Below are 22,192 nucleotides of genomic sequence, written 5' to 3'. Positions count from 1 at the left end.
TAGAATCGATTTAAAGGATTTGATGAATGATTTTTAGATTTCGTGCCGGGCAATCATGTACAATCGCGCCACTTTGCCTTCCAGGGGTAAGGTCTTCAAATAATGAAATCCTGCTTTTTCTGCCAGGCGACAGGCATGGATATTTTGTTCGTCCGGTTCGGCAACGATACGCTGGACCGCAGAAAAGTCAAACAACATCCGTTGTACAGCTTTAAGCACCCATACCGACAAGCCATCTATATCTGAAGAAATAACCGTTTTTATTTCACGGTATGGTGCCATCAGCAAATGAATTCCATAGTCTGCTTCTGTAAAATTCCACATACCAGCCAGCTCCGAACGTAACACGGGGTATACTTCGATCAACGCCACCGGAATATCTGTTATACACGCAAAAAACAGTTGAAGATGCCCCTCCTCAAGCTTTGGGTAGTAAAATTCGTAAAGCTTTTTTAGCGTTCCCTGCATTCCCCAGAAACGGTATGCATAGGGTTGGTTTACCCACTGATACATGAGAGCCAGGTCTTTACGTAAATCGACTTTTCGGATACCCAACTCAAGTTGATCTCCGCTAAGCCGCTCGCGATAAAGAAACCATTCTCCCGGCCTTACCGTAAAGCCAGAGGCCACTGATTTTTTATTAACTTTATTCATATTTATTTTTATATTTATATAAATTTGATGCCATGCATTTTCAGACTATATTTCCGAGATCTGATCTTTAAACCAACCTACCTGATTCTATGAGTAACCTGTTTGAAATCTCCTCCTCCGATAATGATGCATTTTTCTGGTCTGGTCCCGTACCCCACCTGCATCAATCACTTATTATCCCTTCTATGAACAGCCTTGCCCTACTCGGAGGTTGGGGCCATATGCTGTTCCAACACAAACGAATGGAAGAGTTTGAAATCTGGTTTAGCAGTTACCATGTAAAACAGCGGCGGCGGTTCAAGGTCAGAGCAGACACCCCCGTCATTGAATTCAGTTTCCTTATACACAATAGTATTGCGCAGCGGATACACACACCCTACGATAACTGGGTCGAGGAAACGCAGTTCAATATTTTTTATCTTCCCCCTGTTGAAGACCAAGTACAATTTGAACCGGGCCTCCGGTATACCACGCTGGATGTGCACTGCACGACCGGATTCCTGCAACGGCTGGCGCCTTATTACCCCGAGGTTCTACAGCCTTTTCTGAATGCTATTGATGCAGGCCGCCTACCGGCACAAATATTTCCGCATCACATGTTTGCTACCCAAAACATGGTAAATCTCGCCAACTGGATTCTGCAGCTGCTCCGGGCGCCTATCGTTGATGGATTAACACTGGAGCTTGCTGTGAAGCTGTTACTGTATGCTGCACTGGCCTGCAAAACAGATCTTCTGATGGGTGGCCGCATTGTCCCACTAAGCAAGATCAGCGAAATCAACCGCGTTAGCACCGTCCTGCTCAAAAATCTGACGGCAGAACCTAACTTCCGGGCATTGTCACAACAAGCCAGAATGGATGAAACCTATCTGAAAAAACTCTTTGCCAAACGGTTCAATCAGCCGCCCTATAGTTACTGGCAGGAACATCGGATGAATGAGGCATTTACCCGGGTGGTACATACCAACGAACCGCTAACAGATATTGCACTTGACATGGGCTTTTCCGCAGTTTCCAACTTTTCCAAGGCTTTTAAAAAAATTTACCATTTTACGCCCAGTTACTATCGTAAATAAAAAACCACGATTGGATAACAACCCAGGCATCTCCGCATTGCATCTTTGGAACAGAAACATCAAAGAACTTAGATTTGCGGCCCTTAACCGCATCAGCACAGTTCAACAGGCGGTGCCGAACACCTGTAGAAGATAGTAGGCAATATTCCCATGAACCGGTTTGCTACATAAACCTGAATGCAGCAACCAACAGCTTTTATCTACTGCGCAGTAAAACAAGCCCGAACTACCATTTATTTTTTAACTATTATTAAACTTGAAAATCATGTCAACTTTAAAAAGTCCACGGACTCTAAAATTCGTTTTGCCGTTGCTTGCGTTAACCGTTGTAGCCGTAACCACCTTTGCCTTCAAAAGCAAGTCTGATGCCGCACCAGCTAAAGCCTTTAGCAACACCTACGTTTATGAATTCACCGGCGACGCCAGTATTCAAAGCCAGGTCGAAGACTTATCAAGGTGGCAGTACAACGCGTCAGGCAGCAGTTGTCTTTCTATTGACGCCGCAAAGGCTTGTACCATTCTTGTAGATGCAGCGCACGCAGCCAATTCAACTTTATCCGGCTCAAACCTTACCATCACTGCAGACAACGATAAAAATGCAGGATACTTCCGGGTAATTGAAGCAGTAGATGACGACTATGCTGCAACACCAACAAACCAGCCGGTTACACCGTAATTGGCGATTCTAAAGTGCACTTAGCGGGCTGCTCTCCGGGGCAGTCCGCTAGTTTTGCTCCATTCCTGTACGAATCAAAATATCCTGTGGCAGCGGAAGCGCGTACCTGTTGTCGTTAGCCGGCAATGTTACCAATGCACCATTAATGAGTCGCTGCAATAAAATACCGGCGCCTTCTTTATTCAGCCGTTTTATATCACTCCAACGCACCCCACGCATAATTAACTCCTTTCGGCGCTCTTCTAAAATGATCTGTAAAGCCTCCGCTTCAGTTCCAACATCCTCCGGCGCAAGTATTACAGGGCTTCCTCTTTTTCTCAATAAGGTATTAAGCTGGTCTAATCCTTCCTTTATCTTTCCCATACGCACCAGGCACTCCCCTTTTACTAAATACATTTCGGCGGTTGTTATTCCTGAGAAAACCAATCCAACATTTGTACTATATGTACCCTTAAAATTGTAATACATCCCGTTAGGATCAAAAAACAAGATTTTCCTCATATCCCCCGTTTTATACATCCTGTAAAGAATCGTGTCTATCATAACCCTTTTGGAGGGCATAACATCTCCGGGATAAACCGTTGAATAAAACAAAACCTCGGGTGTATAAGCCAGTGCCGCAAACGGCAATACTGCGTTGTTAATGGCATTATAATCGATCAGGTACGGATTCAGTTTCAGACTTTCATCTGCATACTTAAAGGCGCTATCATAGTTCCGCATCGACAGGTAGGCTCTTGCCATCAGCGCCATCCCCGCAGCCTTCCCGGGTCTTAACACATGCGCCGTATTAGCCGGCAAATAGGTAATCGCTTCCGAAAGATCCTCCAGAATTCTTGAATAAACGGCCGCTACAGAACTGCGCTTTGAAGGCACCGTATAATCCGATTGCAGGCGAAGATCAATACCCAGATCCGTTGCAGCCGTAATTTTATCATACGCTTTTGCAAAGGTCCATGCCAGATTCAGAAACGCATACGCCCGGTGGAATAAGGACGCCCCCTTTATATATTCCCAATCCGAGCGGTTCTCAGGCGTTGCAGGAATTTTACCCAATGCCTCCAGACACAAATTGGCATAATAAACAGTGGTGTAGCATTTAGCCCATTCATTAGAATAATTATATGTGACAGGCGCCCACCTGTAAGCATTTTTGGACTGATCGGAAAGTTTGCTGTAATCTGCATCCGTAATAAAATAGTTATCCGCCGATGCCTCTCCATACGAGGGTGCAACACTGATGTTAAAAACATCCGAGTTATCAAGCAGTGCCTGCAAGGTTTTTAAAGAGTTCGGAGTGCTAAGTCCATTGCTCGTTTTTTTATCCAGAAACTTACTGCATGCAATCATTGCCGTCAATATGAGGAAAGCAGATACAGCATATATATATACTTTACTTTTCATAGTTGTTTATTTATCTTGTTTTAGAATTCTGCTCGCACACCAATGGTCAATTGCGGTTTTGGGGGCACAGTGGCTGTATAGTTATAATCCGGGTCCAGGCCATATTTATTCTGTTTCCAGATAATACCCAGGTTAGCAGCGTTAAAACTAATGGTTGCCGTTTTTATAAAATGTGATTCAAATCGATACCTATACGACAGATTTATATATTGCAGCCGTATATGGTCTCCCCGTAATACATGTATTTCAGAGGCCTGGTAAAAGCTATTCCTGCTTAAAAACTGGGGATAATTGGTATACACCATAGCCGGTACATTTGTTCGCATTTCATCGCCTGGTTGCTGCCAGCGGTTGGCGTATTCGGCATTTCCGCCCCCCGAAACATATAAACCCTGATAGTTCAGCGCATTTTTCTGGAAATAATATCCCATCTTAAAAAGCAGGTTAAAGTTCATCTCAAAACCTTTCCAACGCAATGCATGGTTCCAGGCCCCATAATATGTGGGATTCGCGGGCCCAACATAAACAATATTGCCCGCCACACCTTTTGCATCCGCCTCCTTTAACATTGCTGCATAATCGGTGCTGAGCGCCCCGTTTAAATAACCCTGCGGGTCGCCCTTGGCGCTTAAGCCACCCCATCTATAAGCAGCAATGGCATAAAGTGGTTTGCCAATAATGGGAGTAATGGCATTCCCGTTTGTTAGCAAAGCAGACATTGCCTCCGCCCGCGGACCGAAATACCGCGTGGTTTTGTTTTCATTGTAGTTAAATATGAGCCCTATCTTATATTTCAGCGCTCCATCAGTAACCCAAAAATTCAAGGCCGCATCTATACCCGTTCCTTCCATATCTGCTACATTCATGTCAAGCGTCTGTGCTCCGCCCCATGCTGTATAATTAAAAGGTGCAGGCCCATAAAGGTTCGTCCCCTTTTTCCTGTAATAGTCAACTGTACCCTGCAAACGGCTGCCCTTCATTTCAAAATCAACACCTATATTCAGTTGCTGCGACTTCTCCCATTTCAAATGAGGATTGTTAAGTGTACTAACCTGGCCTCTCAAAAAATCGGTGATGATATCATTGGAAAAAAGCACGATCGCATCTGCTGTTTTATTAGGATTGACGATGCCGCTGGTCCCCAACGTCGCTTTTAATTTCAGGTAATTAAAAATGGGAGCTTTAAAAAAACGCTCACGGGTCAATTCCCAGCCAAGGCCTGCTGACCAGAAAGGGTTCCATTTATCGTTGGTACTCAATCCAAAAATATTAGCTGCATCACGGCGCAGGCTGGTATTCACAAAAAAACGTCCGCATAGGGTTGCAACCATATTCCAATAAGCAGATACATAACGGTTGTTGGTAACAGCATTTATTTTGGGAGCGTTAGGAATAACAAATCTCGATCCGTTTATAATTACCGGATAGCGGATATTATAATTAACCGGCGTGTTACTTATCGGCTCTTCGGCATACCCATAAACGCTGTAACTGCTGCCTTCGGATGTAGTACTTCGCAATTCCATGCCGGCAATAGTAGACAATGCCGTTATAATCCCCGGCCATTTCCGGTTATAGGAAAGCTGCGCTCTTCCGTTGTGGGAAAACTGTTTGGACAAGTTGCCCAACACGATACCGCCCTTGGGTATACGAAACGTATCTGTTGCAGGAGTTATTCCCAATTGCGTATAACGGTTCACCAGATTCCGTACATAATAGCTTTCAGGAGTATACCGTTTGTCTTGTTCGGTATTTTGCGTTTGGTATTGATAGTTGGCGGAAAGCATAAGACCGTTAAGAATATTTATTTTTATGCCCAGGCTTCCGATTATATCGTTTCTCGTATTCCGATCCTTTAGGTACTGGTGATCTGTTGCTGGAAAATAATCCCAGTTAAGCAGGCGGCCCTGGCCTATTGTATCGGTATAATCTTTTCGGTAATCCTTAGCCACAGCCAACGGGCTACCTGCTTCATCTCTAAAGCGCAGGTACGGCACAGTCCGGTTATCAAACCGGATACCGTTAAAAGCGGGAGCTCCTCCGGCACTGTTGAACCCGGTATAATTGGCTCCCGCATCAATCACAATATGGTCTCCCAGCTTAAAACTGTTATTAAACCGGATATTGATCCGGCTATTTTCTGAATGATCATAATTTTGTATTCTATCATAATTACCTCCCAATAGCCAGGCTATGTTCTGGCTGCCGCCATTAATTGAGAAACTGTTTTGCAGGGTTATACTACTTGTTCTATAAAGACTATTATAGGCATTGCGGGAATCTCCGTTTTTTAAGTACGCAATGCGGGCCGCTGAATCGGAAGCACTTATAGTACCTTGCCGGCGCTCAAGGAAAACTTCAACCGCAGGGGTTATAGCCGTTTTAGCGGTATTGTTAATAACCGAGTTGTAATATCCGTTCTTAAACAAGAAGGCCTCTACATCAATAAATTCTTCAGAACTCAGTTGCTGATAAAGGCTAAGATCGGGCCGGGGTTGTACGATGGTATTCATTGCTACCGACACCTGCGTACGGGAATTGTACCGTCCCTTCTTTGTGGTGATAACGATAACGCCATTTCCGCCCTTTGCACCGTATATAGAAGTAGCGGCAGCATCTTTCAATACAGTAATGCTTTCAACATCGTTCGGGTTTATATTATTAATATCCCCGTCATACGGAAAATTATCCAGTATGATCAAAGGATCCAAAGGGCCGTTGATCGTACTTTCGCCTCTTATTGAGATAACGGAAGAATTATTAATATTGCTGGTATTCTTGCCGGACTTAAACAACAGGCCGGGTGTAACCCCATTTAGCCTGTCTAATATGGAAACGCCTTTTTGGTCATTTAGTCTTTCATTGTCAATCACAGCAAAGCTGCCATTAACCTCATTTGGTTTTAACTGCTGATAACCAGTATTAATGATTACCGCATCCAGATCCTTGCCCATTGGCGTAAGCATTATCGTAAGGTGGGTGTTATTGGTTACTGGTACTTTTTGTAGTGTATAACCAAGATGCGATACAAGTAATGTATCCGGCAACAGCATGGTGGTAGAAAATTTACCATCAGTACCTGTGGCCACAGTTCTTTTGCTGTTTAGAGCCGTAAGCGTAACATTTGTAACCGGCAGTCCCGTAGCTTCATCAATAACAGTACCACCCATTGAAACAGGCGCTTGTGCCCACGCCCCGCCTGCCGCCAGTAAGGCGCAGACAATAAGATAAATACAACGCATAAAAATTGTTTTTCGTGGTTAACGTTTCTTTTTTTCTTCCGCTTCTTTATCAAAGGTTGCGCGAGCTTTTCGATCGCTTTTTAACTCCGTAGTCATTGCTTCAATAGCTGCAGGCGTAAGTAGCTCCGGACTCGTTAGTCCCGCCAGCCGCCCCGTAGGAAACAGCCATGCATAATATGGGTTGTGAAGAGAGCGGAATGCCTTTTTTAAAACCGTATCCGCAACAATAACTGGCAATGTAAAACGGGTATTATTTTTTTGCTCCCAATCTTTTATAAATTGTTTTACAACAGGTGCATCCTCAAATGTCACCATAATCAACTGAATATCTTTCGCGTATTTTTTCTGCAAAGCCATTTCATCTTTAAACCGGGCAATACAGGCGCCACAATGTGTAAACCAAAAACCCACAATGACCAGCTTATCTTTAAAGTGATTAAGCGAAATCGTGTCAGAGACATAGTTAACAGACTTACCTATTGACTGCAACCGGTTTACATAATCTCCCACATAAAGCGGGAAATTGATCTTCGCAATATTGTATGAAAATGACTGTGTAAAAGCCATATTATAGGCGCATAGGATCGCCATTACGCAGGCAAGCGTTATTTTTTTCATATTACAAGTGTTTAGGCCGTAAAGCAATATTATTCAGGTTATCATGGGCAGATGATATGGATTAGCATTAATGGTATTTTTTGTGCCCGGCAGCCGGGTGATGGGAGGCTTAACATGAGAATACCGCCTCCCGCCCGGCTATACGTTACACCGGGTTCTTTGGTTTGCTGGCAAACCGTGCATTATACAACGCGTGGTGCAAGCCACCCAAGTTGACAGCATCAGCCTGCAGGCATAAATAATATAAAAGCAGTTTACTCATCTCATATAACAATGACAGTTAGATGAGTCTTCCCCCCCTCTTAGCGGCAAGCCGGTGAGCAAAAAATTAGGCGTGGTGCTCAACTTACCGAATAGAGGCCCTGAGAAGCCATGGAACGGATAAGAGAGCCCACGCCCGGGTCGTGAGCTATTCGTCTTATCGTCTCGTTCCAATTAGAAATTTCTCAGGTTTCTATTCAAGACTCAAAGCGAATGCTTCAAATGCTTTTATGAAGTAGTCGCGAATTTATGTATTCTTCACACAAATATAAATAAAAAACCATATTGACGTATTATAATACGTCTAAAATTTTTAAAAATTCTTTCAGCTTGCTTATAATGAAAGCGCACAATAAGAAAGAAAAAAAAGAGATCACGTTTCAGTTTGCAGTGGCATTACATAAAGCAATGGAAGATACAAATTTCAATCCCACAAAACTAGCCCTAGAAATCGGGATGGAAAAATCACATATGCAGCTGATCGCTAACGGTAAAAAGAACCTCACATTGTCAACTCAGGTTGCGATTGCCGACGGTCTAGGAATTTCATACAGCCAACTGGCTGCTTATTTTGATGATGTTAATCCTGCCGATGAAAAAAAATTCATCGAGTATCAAAAAAAGCAGCAAGAACTGAAAGCCCATAACAAGAAGATCTAATCAACGCATCAGGAATGCCATAGTGAAACTTAAGACGCCAACTAACACTTTACAAGCAACAGGCCTTTCGTTTCTGATGTAAATATAGGGAAAAATTATCCGTTACGCTACACCGTAACAAAAAATATTTTTAAAAGCTGTTTTTTTCCATATGGTTGAAGACGGATGGTATCGGGTTAAGTGCAGATATGCGGTAGCATTGCAAAAACTTATTTCAGCAAATAAGGAAATCAATCGTATGTCTGGTAATTCTCCGCATCCCGGGGTAGATGACAGCTATGACAAATTATCAAGCAGCACCGGAGTCCGTAAAGGCACAATTTCTGATACCATCACCGCTAAAACAGATATCAGAGGCTCTACACTCTATCGCCTGCTGGGCGCACTGGGCTATAGCTTTGCCCAATTTGGAGCCATATTTGATGCCGTAACCGAACAGGAAATTGATGATCATATTGAGCGGTTGACCAAAGGAAAATAGTGCTTTTTATTGGGCGACTCGTAAGACTGTACTATATTCAATAGATGCGCTACAAAAATATCTTATTTTTATGGGTCTATCTTTTTATGAAGAAAGAAGATCAACAGATCAGGGCCCGCAAAAATTGGCTTAAGATCTATCCGGAATCAGATTCTGTGACGCGAACTGCTTTGCGTTGTGGCATAGCTCGTTCCACCGTTCATTGATGGATAAAGAAGAGGGAAAACAAGGATTGCCAGATAAGTCGAGACACCCTAAAACCCTTGCTAATACTAAGGTTACGGATGATCTTGAACATTTGATTCTTAATTTGAGAAATAAAAAGAATCGGGGAGCGGCCTGAATTTCTATTCACTTACTTCGAAAGGATATACATCTTTCCCCAATGACGGTTTGGCGAGTATTGTTTAAGCACAAGGTTAAGCCTATTGTAAAACGGCGTAAGAAATCAGATTACAAACGCTATAGCAAGGAGATACCTGGAGAAAGAGTTCAACTGGATGTTACCAAGGTTAGAAGTAAAGCCTATCAATTCACGGCGATAGATGACTGCACCAGGATGAAGGTCATTCGGGTTTATCCTAATAAAAAAGCAGAAAGCAGTATTCACTTCTTGGGTGAAATATTAGACACTTTTTATCTCCCAGTTCAACGTATCCGAACCGACTGGGGAACGGAATTTTTCAACGAAGGCTTCCAATATGAATTGCATGAGCATTTTATCAAGTACAGGCCAATAAAGCCCAGATCCCCTCATTTAAACGGTAAAGTAGAGAGAACTCAGCAAACAGATAAAGTTGAGTTTTGGTCCCTTTTCGATATTAATCTGGATTTAAATGCGCTAGCTATAGAGTAGCAGGAATTTTATAATCGCAAAAGACCCCATTCTTCTCTGAATGGTAAAACCCCTTACGAAAAGCTTCGGGAAGCCGGGCATCTTATCCCTATAACACTGAACAACACCGATGCATTAAGTTCCATCAGGGGCGTATATGGCGGTGTGGGCGTTTCGGTGATCGCCGTATTGCCATCGAAACCACGTTTGGCATGATGGCGCTGGTGCTTTACCTGGGAAACCGGAAATCAGCCCCTGCAACGCCATCCTGATACTCAGTAATGACTCTACCTTAACCAGGAGGGTGCCTCAAAAGTCCGTCATTTCGAGCATGGCGTAGTGAAGCCAAGAAATCTCCTGTATTTAACTCCCAGATAATGAGATTTCTCCGTTCCGCTCGAAATGACGGTTTCGGTGTTTTGAGGCCCCCTCTTTACTTTTTGCAGCGCCCTGTTAAAATGTTTATAAATGATCCGCGAACGGCATTACGCATGCATGCAGTGCCAGCATCTTTGTTAACTTCATACGTTCCTGCTATTCTAAAACCTAAATATGCACATGTATGAGATACACGATTTTACTTGCCCTGGCATTAATTGTCATAGCCTGTAATGCCCCGGGGTCTACCGCTCCGGATTTTAAAAAACCGCCTTCAGCCAGAGATACCCTGCATTTTTATTCAAAAAATGTGAAGGACTCCTTTACCATCTATGTAAATCTTCCTGCCGATTACTCAGCAGACAGCAGCAACCGTTTCCCGGTCGTGTATCTGCTGGATGCCAATCTCTACTTTGATATTATGGCCACCATACTCAACAACTATACAGCGGTGGGCCTTACACCTCCGGTGATACTGGCAGGTATTGGTTACAAAGATTTCCCTGCAATGGACTCGCTCCGCAACAGGGATTATACATTTCCTACAGCGATTCCTGAATATGAGATGCCGGTAAGCGGAGGCGCCCCTCAATTCCTGTCTTTTATCACCAACGAACTGGCCCCTTCCCTCGACCGGCAATTCCGGACCGACACCTTACAACAAACATTGATGGGCCACTCATTGGGTGGCTATTTTACCTGTTATGCGTTGCAGCAGCGGCTGGCCGGCAAACAGCACCGGTTCCGGAATTATATTGCAGCAAGCCCTTCTTTACATTACAACAACTACTTCCTGCTGCATGAACTTAAAAAAGCGGTTCCGGTACTGCACGACAGTCTCAATGTGTACATCACCTTTGGTGGCCTGGAAAAACAGGATAGCCTTTGCCGCCAGCTTCCCTTGTTGCTTCCATCCGGCATCACAAAAAAGATCGACATCTATTCCGCCCTGGATCATATGGATACACAGTTGCCGTCTTTTGTTAAAGGGCTTCAGTGGCAGGCGGGGACCAGGAATCCATAAAAAAATACCCGCCAATAATGGCGGGCATTTTTTTTAAATGAACAGTTTGTCGTTTAATAATCATCATTGAGCGCAAATGCCGGCTTCCGGTACATCCAGTCGCCCCCGGTAAAATCCGGAAATTCTACGGTCTGATGCCCCAGCGCGATCGAATGCTCGCTCAGCGGTGTGATAGCACTCCAGGTGGCGGCATCATACACATCCATCTGTGTAGGCTCTTTTCGTTTTGCCGATTCAATGAATGAATGGATCACAAAAAAGTCCATGCCACCATGGCCGGCGCCTTCTGCGTCCTTGCCGTATTTTTTCCACAGCGGGTGATCATATTTATCCAGCCACTCCTGGGCTTTATCCCAGGTATGTGGTTTGGATACCCCTTCCACATAAATACCGCTGTTTACATCCATCCAAAGCCCCTTGGTGCCCTGCACCCGGAAGCCCAGTGAGTAAGGGCGTGGCAGGTTGGTATCGTGCTGCAGGATTACCGTTTCACCGTTTACACAGCTGATCTGCGTGGTTACGATATCGCCCAGCTTAAAATTCACTTTGGCATTCTTATGGGTAGGACCGCCAACATCCACGATATAATTATGCAGGCCGCGTGATTTTGTTGAAAATGCATTGAGTGATACAAAGCGGTTGCCGCGGTTGATATTGATATACTGCGCCACAGGTCCAACGCCATGTGTGGGATAAAGATCCCCGTTGCGCCACACGGAATGATCCGTACGCCAGCGGGCTTCGGAATACCCATCCGTATGGCCGAACTCTGCACCTTTTCCATAAGGCGTTTTACCATCATTGAATTTTACGCCGCGCAGATCATGCTGGTAGCCGCCCTGCAGGTGCATCAGCTCTCCAAATACGTTCTGACGCACCATGTTCAGCACCGCCAGCACATCGCGGCGGTAGCAAACATTTTCCAGCATCATGACATGCCCGTTATACCGTTCGGCAGCACGTACCACATCCCAATGATCCTGCAAAGAAATACCGAGGATCACTTCCGTACCTACATATTTGATACCCGATTCCAGGGCGCCGATGATCATGGGTTTATGCAGTTCCCAGGGCGTTGCAATCACCACCGCTTCGATCCCCTTCTTTGCATACATATTTTTCCAGTCATCCGGCCCTTTAGAATAATATACCGGCGCCTTCTTACCTGCTTTTGAAAATTTTTCTTTGGCGGCATCAATGCAACGTGGGTCGATATCACAAACGCCTACCACTTCCACATCATCGCGTTTTAATAAAAGATCCAGGTGCCAGATACCACGGGCTCCCACACCAACAATCGCCACTTTCAGTTTGGAAGCCGCCGTAGGTTTGAACGCCACTTCTGATGGTAAGATGGCAACCGAAGCCATGGCCAGCCCGGCGCTTTTTACAAAGTCTTTACGTTTCATCCGTATGTTATTTTTATGCCCGCCCCGCTGCCGCGGAGTCGAACGGGTTTTATATAATACCGCGTCTTTATCGGCCGGGATACGGCCTGGTGCAATCATCGGCATCCGGCAACCAGGCATCTAAGATAGCCTGAATCACACAGATCAAAAAGGATCCGTACCTGTTTTTAAAGAGCAACCGTTTGCGCAGCGCTCCAGCGCCGTTCTTAACGAACGGGCGCATTTCAAATTTCCGTTTTGACGACCTTTTCTTTAGTCGTCCTTTCGAAGCGAAACGAGAAATCTCACTCTTAAAGAAGACGATCTCGCCCTTTGGTGCCAATGACAGATTACATGATACATTGAACAACAATTATACTTTCGTCATGCCGAGCGTAACAGAGTGGAGCCGAGGCATCTCTCTATTGTCAGACTGCCCGGGCATTAAGAGACCCTTCCGTTCTGCTTCGCTGCGGTCAGGGCGACGAAAGAATATTGTGTCATAGGCACATTGATTTTACAACATAAATTAAAAACTCGAAATGACGATTGCGAAAATTTGAATGCACCCTAACGGACAGGGCGTATCCAGTAGCTATAGGCATAGGTGCCCGGGGTGATCCAGTATTGCTTTAACGGCATGGCACCCCAGCTGTCGATACCCTGCAGCCCCAGCTGCTTCAGGTCCATATGCATAAAGATCCTGCCGGCTTTTTCTAACTCCCCGGAGTGAAACTGCTTCTTCTCCGGTGCGGGATCCAGCTGCTCCAGGCTGTAAGGCAACGCCGATGCAGAAAGCACGCTGTCTGCCAGTTCAAACCGCACACCAAGCCCTTTACCATTCAGCAGGCTGATCCAGCGCACATCGGTTTTATTACCGCTTTCCTGCGGGCGGGCATAAGAAAAGTATTGCTGATCGATGGTTTGACTGTAGGTACCGATATTGCTGGCGGTATGCCGATCCCAATAATTCTCCCAGGGCCCGCGGCCATACCACCGGATTTTTGAAAATTCCTTTTCCAGTTCCAGGTCGTTCCCGATCCGCATCACCGTTTTATAATCGCCGGCCTTAAGCGTGTAATTATTCTTCACCAGGATGTTTCCATCACCATATACCGTAAATATCTGCTCGGTAGTGGCTGTTCCGCCCAATATAGTAGCAGTAAAAGCAACCCGGTATGCATTCCTGCTTACCTGCTCCGTTTTTGCCTGAACACCGGTTGCCGATTCGTACGCATTGCGCCAGTTACGAAGCGAGCGGTTTAAACCGGCACCAATATCATTATCGGTTGGTGCCCGGTAAAATGCGGGACGGGGGCCTTTTGCAATGACGCGGGTACCTTTTAACGTGTATTGTTCCAGCGTACCTTTTTCCAGGTCAAATTCAGCGGTAAAGCCGCTGCCCTTCAACATCAGGTGATGGCCGTCTTTTGTTGCGGTAACGGCCGCGGAGGTTCCCTGGTAGTTATACGGCACCGTTGTTCCGTTATAGGCAAACTGTGCTGCAGCCACTTCATAATTTTTCTCCAGGAAGGATTCTTCCTTTTTCAACCGGTAGTACACATTAAGGAGGTATTCTTTCCCTGCCTTGGGTTTTAACTTCACCGGCAATACCAGCTGCGCCTTTGATTGTGGTGCCACATTTAACCCGGTAATAGTGCCTTTTGCCGCTACGGCGCCATCCTCGGTAATTTCCCAGTCGAGCTGCACATTGGAAAGATCCTTAAAGAAGAACCCGTTGGTCACTTCAATTTCATTATTGCCCTTGTAAACGGTTTTAATGTTCTGATGTACTTTCTTGATTTCAATAGCCATGGGCGTGAGGTTGCGGTAGGCGGTCACCACACCTTTTACACAAAAATCATTATCACTGAAGTTTTCGTCTACCGGGCCGCTCAGCGGAAAATCGCCGCCATAGGCAAGGATCCGTTTGCCATTCTTTACGGTATCAATACCCTGGTCGATCCATTCCCAGATATAACCACCCTGGGTACCGGGGGTAGATTCAATGGCATCCCAGTACTCCTTAAAATTACCCAGACTGTTGCCCATGATATGTGCATACTCGCTCATGATATAAGGGCGGCCGTCTTTTGAATTCTTTTGCCAGGCCACATAGGAAGGCGAAGGGTATTGCGGACAAATGACATCGGTATTGTAATCATATTCTGCGCGCTCGTATTGCACGGGGCGACTGTCTTTCTTTTTCAGCCAGTCGTATCCTTCATACATATTGATGCCGTTGCCGGCTTCATTGCCCAATGACCAGGTAATGATGGAGGGATGATTTTTATCGCGCTCATACATGCGCTGGATCCGCGCCAGGTGTGGCATGCGCCATTGTTTATCATTGGCAAAGGTATACTCCAGGTCGTAGTACCGGCCGTGCGATTCAATGTTGGCCTCATCAATTACGTACAAGCCGTATTCATCGCAAAGCTCCAGCCAGTAGGGATCCGGCGGATAATGGGAATGCCGCACGGCGTTTACGTTGAGCTTTTTCATCATCTCCATATCCTTGCGCATATCGGCCCTGGTTAATGTATGACCTGTGCGGGCATTGTGCTCATGCCGGTTTACGCCTTTAAAGAATACGCGTTTGCCATTTACCAGGAAATCGCGTCCTTTGATTTCGATGGTCCGGAACCCCACCCGAACGGGCACTACTTCCAGTGTTTCGCCGGCTTTATTTTTGAGCGTCACCAACAGAGTGTACAGGTTGGGGGTTTCCGCCGTCCAGGCTTTTACTCCGGGTATGGTTGTTTTAAACGACACATCCGTTTTATACCGTCCCAGCACCGTAAATGCCGGCAGGGCTTCGCGGAGCACGGACTTCCCGTTATCATCTACCAATTCCAGTTCCACCGTTGCCGTATCTTTTTTTGAATGCAACGTTTTCTTGTCTGTTTTATAGCTGTTCACTTCTCCCTGGAACGTAAAAACACCGTCTTTATAGTTGTTCTCCAATGTAGACGAGATCTTAAAATCGCGGAGATCCAGCAGCGGCGTTGCGTAGAGATACACTTCCCGTTCAATGCCCGAGATCCGCCACATATCCTGGCACTCCAGGTAACTGCCATCGCTCCAGCGGTATACTTCCAGTGCCACCAGGTTTTCACCGGGTTTTACATATTTGGTAATATCAAATTCAGCAGAAAGTTTGCTGTCTTCGCTGTAGCCCACTTTCTGTCCGTTTACCCAGATAAAGAAAGCCGACTTCACCGCCCCCAGGTGGATGAACACCTGACGGCCATCCCAGTCCTGGGGAATGGTCACCTTCTTGCGATAAGAACCCACGGGGTTATTATCCTCCGGTATATCAAAGGGCGGGTTTAACCGGCTGCCGGTCTTTGCCCTGCCGGTAAACTCGTAGGGATGGTTTACATAGATCGGCAGTCCGTAACCATTTACCTCCCAGTTGGCCGGCACCGGGAAGTTGTTCCATTTGCTATCATCGAAATCCGTTTTGTAAAAATCTTTCGGTCGTTTATTGGGGTCCTGTACCCAGTTGAACCGCCAGTTTCCGTTTAAGGATATGAAATACTTTGACCGTTCTTTTTCTCTTTTTTCTGCCAGGTCTTTTGTTTCAAAGGCAAAGGCGTTGGCCCGCATGGGCATCCGGTTTACCGAAACCACTTCCGGCGTTTGCAATTCAGTGGGAAGGGTTTGCCCGCTTACAAAACCCGCAAGCAACAAGCTTCCCGTTAATGATAGTATCTGCTTCTTCATATTTATAAACAAGTATTGGTATCTCCGAAGGCGCTAATTTAGAGAAAGCAGGGAATATCCGGGTTTATTTGAGGCAATTTATACATGAACGGCAGAAGGCAGATCAGCCGTTCACGGGGAGGCGGATATGAACAAAACCCTTTAGCAGCGGGCATTACAGCACAGGGCAATGGAAAACCGGTGCATCGCGCAATCGATTGTGCAGGCCGTGGTAAAGATGAACCGTAAGGGGGCGGATATTTATCCAATAGTCTTCGTTGCGGTCTTTGCGGTAAAAAATGAACCGCAAGGAACGCAACGTTTTTCGCAAAGCACGCAGGGGATTTAATAACAGATCTTCCACGGACAATCATTGCGGTCCTCGCGGATTTCTTGCGACCATTGCGGTAAAAAACGAACCGCAAGGAACGCAACGTTTTTCGCAAAGCACGCAGGGGATTTAATAACAGATCTTCCACGGACAATCATTGCGGTCCTCGCGGATTTCTTGCGACCATTGCGGTAAAAAATGAACCGCAAGGAACGCAACGTTTTTCGCAAAGCACGCAGGGGATTTAATAACAGATCTTCCACGGACAATCATTGCGGTCCTTGTGGATTTCTTGCGACCATTGCGGTAAAATAACAAACCGCAAGGGGCACAAGGTTTTTCGCAAAGCACGCAGGGGATTTAATAACAAAGCTTCCACTAGCAATCGTTGCGGTCCTTGCGGATGCTTTGCGCACATTGCGGTAAAAAACAAACCGCAAGGGAATGCCGGGATAACAGGATCGGAGAATGCCCGGGGCCATAAAATAAAAAAGGAACGACCGTTATGGTCATTCCTTTACAATTCTTAGGATTCAAAAAATATCGTACGCTATTTCTTTTCGGGTTGTAATACAGCCGTTACCACATTGCCGCTCGAAAAAATCTTCTTTGCCGCAGCCTGTACCGATGCCGGCGTTAAGGCATTGATGTATTTGGCCGCATTCAGGAACCGGTCCGGATCTTTTTTCTCCAGCCTTGTTATAAGCAGGTACTCGAGCCAGGAGCCGTTTTGCTCCATGGCCACTTTGTTCTGCTCCAGCCACTGCTGTTTTACCTTATCCAGGTTTTCTTTGGACGGGCCCTTTGCCTCGATGTTTTTTATTTCAGTATTCATCGCTTTCAACAGGGTATCGACCTTTGAAGGTCCGGTGGGTAGCTGCGTAAAAAAGACGTAATGGGCGTAGGGCAAGCGGTCGATGTTTATAGATGTACCGCCTCCATAAATACCCTGTATCTTTTCGCGGAGTTCCTCAATCACCCGGATGTTCAGCACCTCGCTTACGGCACGCATGTTCAATGCCAGGTCCGGGTTGTAAACCAGGTCGCCTGTTACCAGTGAGAGGATCATGCTTTTTTCCGCTTCACCTTTATATACTGTAAGATCCACCTTCCCTTTTACCGGGCGTACACCATTATCCGTGAATGTAAATTTCCGTTTGGTAGCCGGCAACCCGCCGATGTAGGTTTCTACCAGGGGCTTTAACACCGCTTCATCTATACTGCCCACAAAAACAAACTGCATGCCGCTGGCGTCCCCAAAATGCTCTTTATAGATCTGAAGCGCCCGGTTCATATCGATCTGGTCGAAATACTCGGGACGCGGCACAGCCACGGGTGCCAGTGGGTTATTGCGGTAAACCGTCTTAAATAAAGTATCCACAAAAACCGTCTGCGGGTCGGAAAGGGCATACGCCACGCCTGCTTTGCTCTTTTGTATAAAGGACCGGAACAAAGCAGTATCCACTCTTGGAGCCGTGGCTCTAAGATATAATATCTGCAGCATGGTTTCCAGGTCTTTCACACTGGAACTGCCCGACAATTCGTCTGTAATTCCACCCAGTGAAGCTTGTACCGATGCAGTTTTTCCCGCTAATGCTTTTTGCAGATCGGTAGGCGAAAAGCTACCATAGCCCATGGCACCTGCCACGCTTAATGCATACCAGGCATTGTATTTATCGGCCACGCTATAGCCATTGATGCCTCCGTAACGGCGCGCGCCCATCCGGATCTCGTCGTCTTTAAAATCCGTTTTCTTAAAGGTAACAGTGGTTCCGTTACTGAGCTCCCAGGTTTTGGTTCCCAATTTGGGATTCGTTGTTTCTTTAAGGATCTTTCCCGGTTTGGGCCGGCTGGCCAGCAAGTCGGTTGCTACCAGTTTTTCTTCATCGGCGCGGATATCCGTTCTTGCGATCACTTTATCTGCCACCGCCACCAGGTCGGCCGCAGCAGGCAGGTCTGTAGTTGCCGGGCCGGTAAGCGTAATAAAATAATTGGGTTGCTGCTGAAGGGATTGTGCAAAGGCATTTACCTCTTTTAAGGTGATCTGGGGCAACAGCTCCTTTGTATATTCCCGTTCTTTTGCAATACCGGGAATGGGCTCATTGGTAAGGAAGTTCCGGATGTATTCATCCACATAATTGGAAGACTCCGTTTTTTCCCGCTCATTATACGCCTTATCCATCCCGGCTTCGATCGTCCTTTTTACGCGGTCCAGCTCTGCCTGGGTAAAACCAAAGCGTTTTGCTTTCTCAATTTCTTCCACCAGGATTTCGAGACCTTTTTTTGCATCAGGTGCGGTAGCCACACCCGCCCCGGCATTGAACTGATCGTAATTGCGGGCATAGCTTCCAAAATAGGAATACCCATATAAAAAAGGCGGATTTGCCTGTTGCGTCAGATCACGCAGCCGCTGGTTCAGCATGCTGGAAAAAATATTCTTGATAAGGTCCTGCCCGTATTCCCCTACTGTTTGCGCCTCCCTGGAAGGAAATGCGCTGTAGGCAATCCCAATCGTATAACTGGTGGCTTCTTTATCCGTAACAACCATGCCTTCGTTCCTGGTATAGGGTTTTACTTCGGCATAGGTTCTTGTTCGTGGTATTGCCGGGTTTACCAGACCGTTAAAATGTTTTTGGATCAGCGCTTCAGCAGCGGCCGGTTCCACGTCTCCCACTACCATCACGGCCATCAGGTCCGGACGATACCAGTCCTTATAAAACTTACGGATCAGGTCGGGGTTATAGTTCCGGATGATCGAGTCCACGCCAATGGGCAGACGGTCTGCATAGCGGCTTCCCGCAAACAGCCGGGGATAGATCTGGCGGAACATACGGTCTTCCGCACCCTTGCCTAACCGGCTTTCTTCCAGGATCACATTGCGTTCGTCATTGATATCCTCCGTATTGTAGGTTACATTGTGCGCCCAGTCTTCCAGGATCTGGAACCCTTTTTCAAGATTCCCAGGCTTATCCGTAGGAATGGGCAACATGTAAACGGTTTCATCAAAGGAGGTATAGGCATTCAGATCGTTTCCAAATCCTACCCCGATGCTTTGCAGGAAACTTACGATATCGTTCTTCTTAAAATTACGGGTACCGTTAAATGCCATATGTTCTGCCATATGGGCCAGCCCCTGCTGGCTATCCTCCTCCAGGATTGAACCGGCATTCACCACCAGCCGCAGCTCTACTTTTTGTTCGGGTTTTTTATTTTGCCGGATGTAGTAGGTAAGTCCGTTGGATAATTTCCCGATTTTTAATTTTGTATCTACAGGAATGGAATCGGTCAGTTTTAACTGGGCAGTCAGACCAAGGCCAGCTGATAAAAGAAACAACAGCGCTATTCCTCTTACCAGGATCGGTTTTTGTTTCATATAATGTCTTTGCGGTTAAATAAAAGATTAAAAATAAACAGTTGTTAGCAAAAATAAGCAATGGACTGGTTCCGTTATTTATCATCCATCCCTTTCACCACGATCACAATCTCGCCTTTTACCGTTTTTTGAGAAAAATAGGCTGCAACTTCAGTCAGTGTTCCCCGTTGGGTTTCTTCATATAGTTTGGTCAGTTCCCTGCTGACGCTGCACTCCCGGCTGGCACCAAAATAACCGGCCAGGTCGTTTAGTGTTTTTACCAGGCGGAGGGGCGATTCATAAAAGATCATGGTGCGTTCTTCTGTTTTCAGGCTTTCCAGCAAACTATGCCGTCCTTTTTTCAGGGGAAGGAATCCTTCGAAACAGAACCGGTTCGTAGGCAGGCCGCTGTTGACCAGGGCGGGAACAAATGCAGTGGCACCTGGCAGGGACTCTACTTTTACACCGGCTTTTACACAGGCCCGCACCAGCAGAAAAGCAGGATCAGAGATACCCGGAGTCCCCGCATCGGTGACAAGGGCCATCTTTCGCCCCGCTACCAGCTGGTCTACCAAATGGGCGGTTATTTTATGTTCATTGTGCTGGTGATAAGGCGTAAGCGGTTTACTAACCTGGTAATGGTTCAGGAGATGCGCCGTGTTGCGGGTATCTTCCGCAAGGATTACATCCACGTCCTTCAGCACTTCCAACGCCCGGAACGTGATGTCCTTTAAATTACCGATGGGGGTGGGAACGAGATACAGCATTCAGAAATTGTAAAGTGGTTGTCTCAAAAATCCGCGATCGTCATTTCGACTGAAGCGAAGCGGAACAAAGAAATCTCATCGTTAAGAGATTATATATACTAGATTTCTCGGCTTCACTACGTTATGCTCGAAATGACGGACTTTTGAGACAGCCACGCGGAATATAAAATAAGAGATCCAAGATGGAAAGGGTATCAGGTTCCGGGATCCCGATTCCGGATGCCCGATGCCGGCATTCTGATCCGTTACAGCACTGTTACCTCAAAGTATTCCATAACCGCGTTGGCCAGCAGTTTTTTAGCAGCTTCTTCTCCAATGCGCAGCGCCTCTTCTTTTGAAGCGGCATCCACCTGTAAGGTGATGTTTTTTCCAACACGAACATCGGTAACGGCTCCGAGACCCAGATTTTCCAATCCGCCCAGAACGGCCTTACCCTGTGGATCTAATAACTCTTTTAACGGCATGATCACCACCTGTACTGTATAACTCATACGTTTTCTTTATTGCTCTAGTATGTAAAATATATTATGCTTGCCCCAAAAACCTCCCGGAGTCTTGTGCTCGCCTGGTAATATCCTTCCGGCATGAACTCAGTCCCTTCGGTTTGGCTTAAAAATCAAAGATACAATAACATAGGCTACAAATACCACCGGAACCGCCATCCATTTAAAAAAGAGGGCCGAAAGAACGGCGATCAATACCAGCAACAGCTTGTCAGTATTGGCTTTTAATGTATATGCCTTAAACTTCAGGCTGATAATCGGCAGGTTGCTTACCATAAGACCGCTCACCACCAGAATTACGGCATATACGGTCACGGGGTTAAATACCAGTGTATTGACCGCAGGCGTTCCATAGTAGGCAACCACCGGTAATGAAGCCACAGTAAGTCCGGCTGCCGGTGTAGGAATGCCTTTAAAATAATAGCGTTGTTCTTTATCCAGGTTGAACTTGGCCAGCCGCCAAACCGCGGCGCAGGGAAAAATAAAGGCCGGCAACAGCCACCACTGGCTAAAGTCTGCATGGCCGGACCAGCCCGTTTCCAGCAACCGGTACAGGATCATGCCGGGCGCCACTCCAAAGCTTACGGCATCGGCCAGGGAATCCAACTGCTCTCCCATTGCCGAAGTAGCTTTAAACAGCCGGGCAACAAAACCATCCAGAAAGTCGACAATAGCCGCCAGCAACAGGAAAAAACTGCCTACGATCATTCCCGTGGTGGGGCCGGTATCGCCGGCAGCAAAAAAAAACGGCTCCGGCTGCAGGATCGCCTTTATAGCCAGGCAGCCAAATACCAGGTTTAACAGCGTAAATAAATTGGGAATCTGTTTCATAAG

At 46.3% G+C, this 22,192-nt stretch carries 16 protein-coding genes; 6 read left to right on the top strand and 10 right to left on the bottom strand.

Annotated elements, in window-relative coordinates; all coding sequences use genetic code 11:
- Positions 1-33: 33 nt before the first annotated feature.
- The gene (locus tag LL912_RS22940; protein WP_235555953.1) at positions 34-654 is read right to left on the bottom strand and encodes a GNAT family N-acetyltransferase; all 621 of its coding nucleotides are present in this window, start codon (positions 652-654) and stop codon (positions 34-36) included.
- 89 nt (positions 655-743) lie between these two features.
- Between LL912_RS22940 and LL912_RS22935 the strand changes: the two genes are divergently transcribed.
- Together LL912_RS22935 and LL912_RS22930 are read left to right on the top strand one after the other, a co-directional pair.
- Positions 744-1,730 (top strand): helix-turn-helix domain-containing protein, encoded by a 987-nt coding sequence (locus LL912_RS22935; RefSeq protein ID WP_235555952.1) that lies wholly within the window; start codon positions 744-746, stop codon positions 1,728-1,730.
- 265 nt (positions 1,731-1,995) lie between these two features.
- Complete coding sequence (locus tag LL912_RS22930; RefSeq protein WP_235555951.1) at positions 1,996-2,406, top strand: hypothetical protein; 411 nt, start codon at positions 1,996-1,998, stop codon at positions 2,404-2,406.
- A gap of 48 nt (positions 2,407-2,454) precedes the next feature.
- Here the strand turns inward: LL912_RS22930 and LL912_RS22925 are convergent, their stop codons facing one another.
- From LL912_RS22925 to LL912_RS22915, 3 genes are read right to left on the bottom strand one after another with little or no spacing between them, the layout of a single operon-like run.
- On the bottom strand, positions 2,455-3,810 hold the full coding sequence (locus LL912_RS22925; RefSeq protein ID WP_235555950.1) for a RagB/SusD family nutrient uptake outer membrane protein: 1,356 nt from the start codon (positions 3,808-3,810) through the stop codon (positions 2,455-2,457).
- A gap of 20 nt (positions 3,811-3,830) precedes the next feature.
- Positions 3,831-7,052 (bottom strand): SusC/RagA family TonB-linked outer membrane protein, encoded by a 3,222-nt coding sequence (locus tag LL912_RS22920; protein ID WP_235555949.1) that lies wholly within the window; start codon positions 7,050-7,052, stop codon positions 3,831-3,833.
- A gap of 18 nt (positions 7,053-7,070) precedes the next feature.
- Positions 7,071-7,670: a TlpA family protein disulfide reductase gene (locus LL912_RS22915; RefSeq protein WP_235555948.1), complete on the bottom strand. Its 600-nt coding sequence runs from the start codon at positions 7,668-7,670 to the stop codon at positions 7,071-7,073.
- Between the two features lie 600 nt (positions 7,671-8,270).
- Between LL912_RS22915 and LL912_RS22910 the strand changes: the two genes are divergently transcribed.
- From LL912_RS22910 to LL912_RS22895, 4 genes are all read left to right on the top strand, one after another.
- Complete coding sequence (locus LL912_RS22910; protein WP_235555947.1) at positions 8,271-8,591, top strand: helix-turn-helix domain-containing protein; 321 nt, start codon at positions 8,271-8,273, stop codon at positions 8,589-8,591.
- 238 nt (positions 8,592-8,829) lie between these two features.
- Positions 8,830-9,072, top strand: a complete 243-nt coding sequence (locus LL912_RS22905) for a helix-turn-helix domain-containing protein (RefSeq protein ID WP_235555946.1) — start codon at positions 8,830-8,832, stop codon at positions 9,070-9,072.
- Between the two features lie 385 nt (positions 9,073-9,457).
- On the top strand, positions 9,458-9,928 hold the full coding sequence (locus tag LL912_RS22900; protein ID WP_235555945.1) for a DDE-type integrase/transposase/recombinase: 471 nt from the start codon (positions 9,458-9,460) through the stop codon (positions 9,926-9,928).
- 541 nt (positions 9,929-10,469) lie between these two features.
- Positions 10,470-11,309, top strand: coding sequence for an alpha/beta hydrolase (locus tag LL912_RS22895; RefSeq protein WP_235555944.1), 840 nt, complete (start codon positions 10,470-10,472; stop codon positions 11,307-11,309).
- 53 nt (positions 11,310-11,362) lie between these two features.
- Here the strand turns inward: LL912_RS22895 and LL912_RS22890 are convergent, their stop codons facing one another.
- The 6 genes from LL912_RS22890 to LL912_RS22865 form a co-directional block, all read right to left on the bottom strand.
- On the bottom strand, positions 11,363-12,718 hold the full coding sequence (locus LL912_RS22890) for a Gfo/Idh/MocA family protein (protein WP_235555943.1): 1,356 nt from the start codon (positions 12,716-12,718) through the stop codon (positions 11,363-11,365).
- A gap of 549 nt (positions 12,719-13,267) precedes the next feature.
- Positions 13,268-16,426: a glycoside hydrolase family 2 TIM barrel-domain containing protein gene (locus tag LL912_RS22885; RefSeq protein WP_235555942.1), complete on the bottom strand. Its 3,159-nt coding sequence runs from the start codon at positions 16,424-16,426 to the stop codon at positions 13,268-13,270.
- An 860-nt stretch (positions 16,427-17,286) separates the two neighbouring features.
- Positions 17,287-20,109 carry a M16 family metallopeptidase gene (locus LL912_RS22880; RefSeq protein ID WP_235555941.1) on the bottom strand — a complete coding sequence of 941 codons (2,823 nt, stop codon included), beginning with the start codon at positions 20,107-20,109 and terminating at the stop codon, positions 17,287-17,289.
- 74 nt (positions 20,110-20,183) lie between these two features.
- Entirely contained in the window at positions 20,184-20,855 is a 672-nt protein-coding gene (rsmI, locus tag LL912_RS22875; RefSeq protein WP_235555940.1) for a 16S rRNA (cytidine(1402)-2'-O)-methyltransferase, read from the bottom strand.
- A gap of 245 nt (positions 20,856-21,100) precedes the next feature.
- Positions 21,101-21,346, bottom strand: coding sequence for a phosphoribosylformylglycinamidine synthase subunit PurS (gene purS, locus LL912_RS22870; RefSeq protein WP_235555939.1), 246 nt, complete (start codon positions 21,344-21,346; stop codon positions 21,101-21,103).
- Positions 21,347-21,445: 99 nt separating this feature from the next.
- Positions 21,446-22,189, bottom strand: coding sequence for a CDP-alcohol phosphatidyltransferase family protein (locus LL912_RS22865; protein WP_235555938.1), 744 nt, complete (start codon positions 22,187-22,189; stop codon positions 21,446-21,448).
- Positions 22,190-22,192: the final 3 nt, after the last annotated feature.

The sequence above is a fragment of the Niabella agricola genome (genome assembly GCF_021538615.1).
In the GTDB taxonomy this organism is placed as follows: Bacteria; Bacteroidota; Bacteroidia; order Chitinophagales; family Chitinophagaceae; genus Niabella; species Niabella agricola.
The sequence above is the reverse complement of the archived record's forward strand: the minus strand, read 5'-3'. Positions and strand labels throughout refer to the sequence as shown.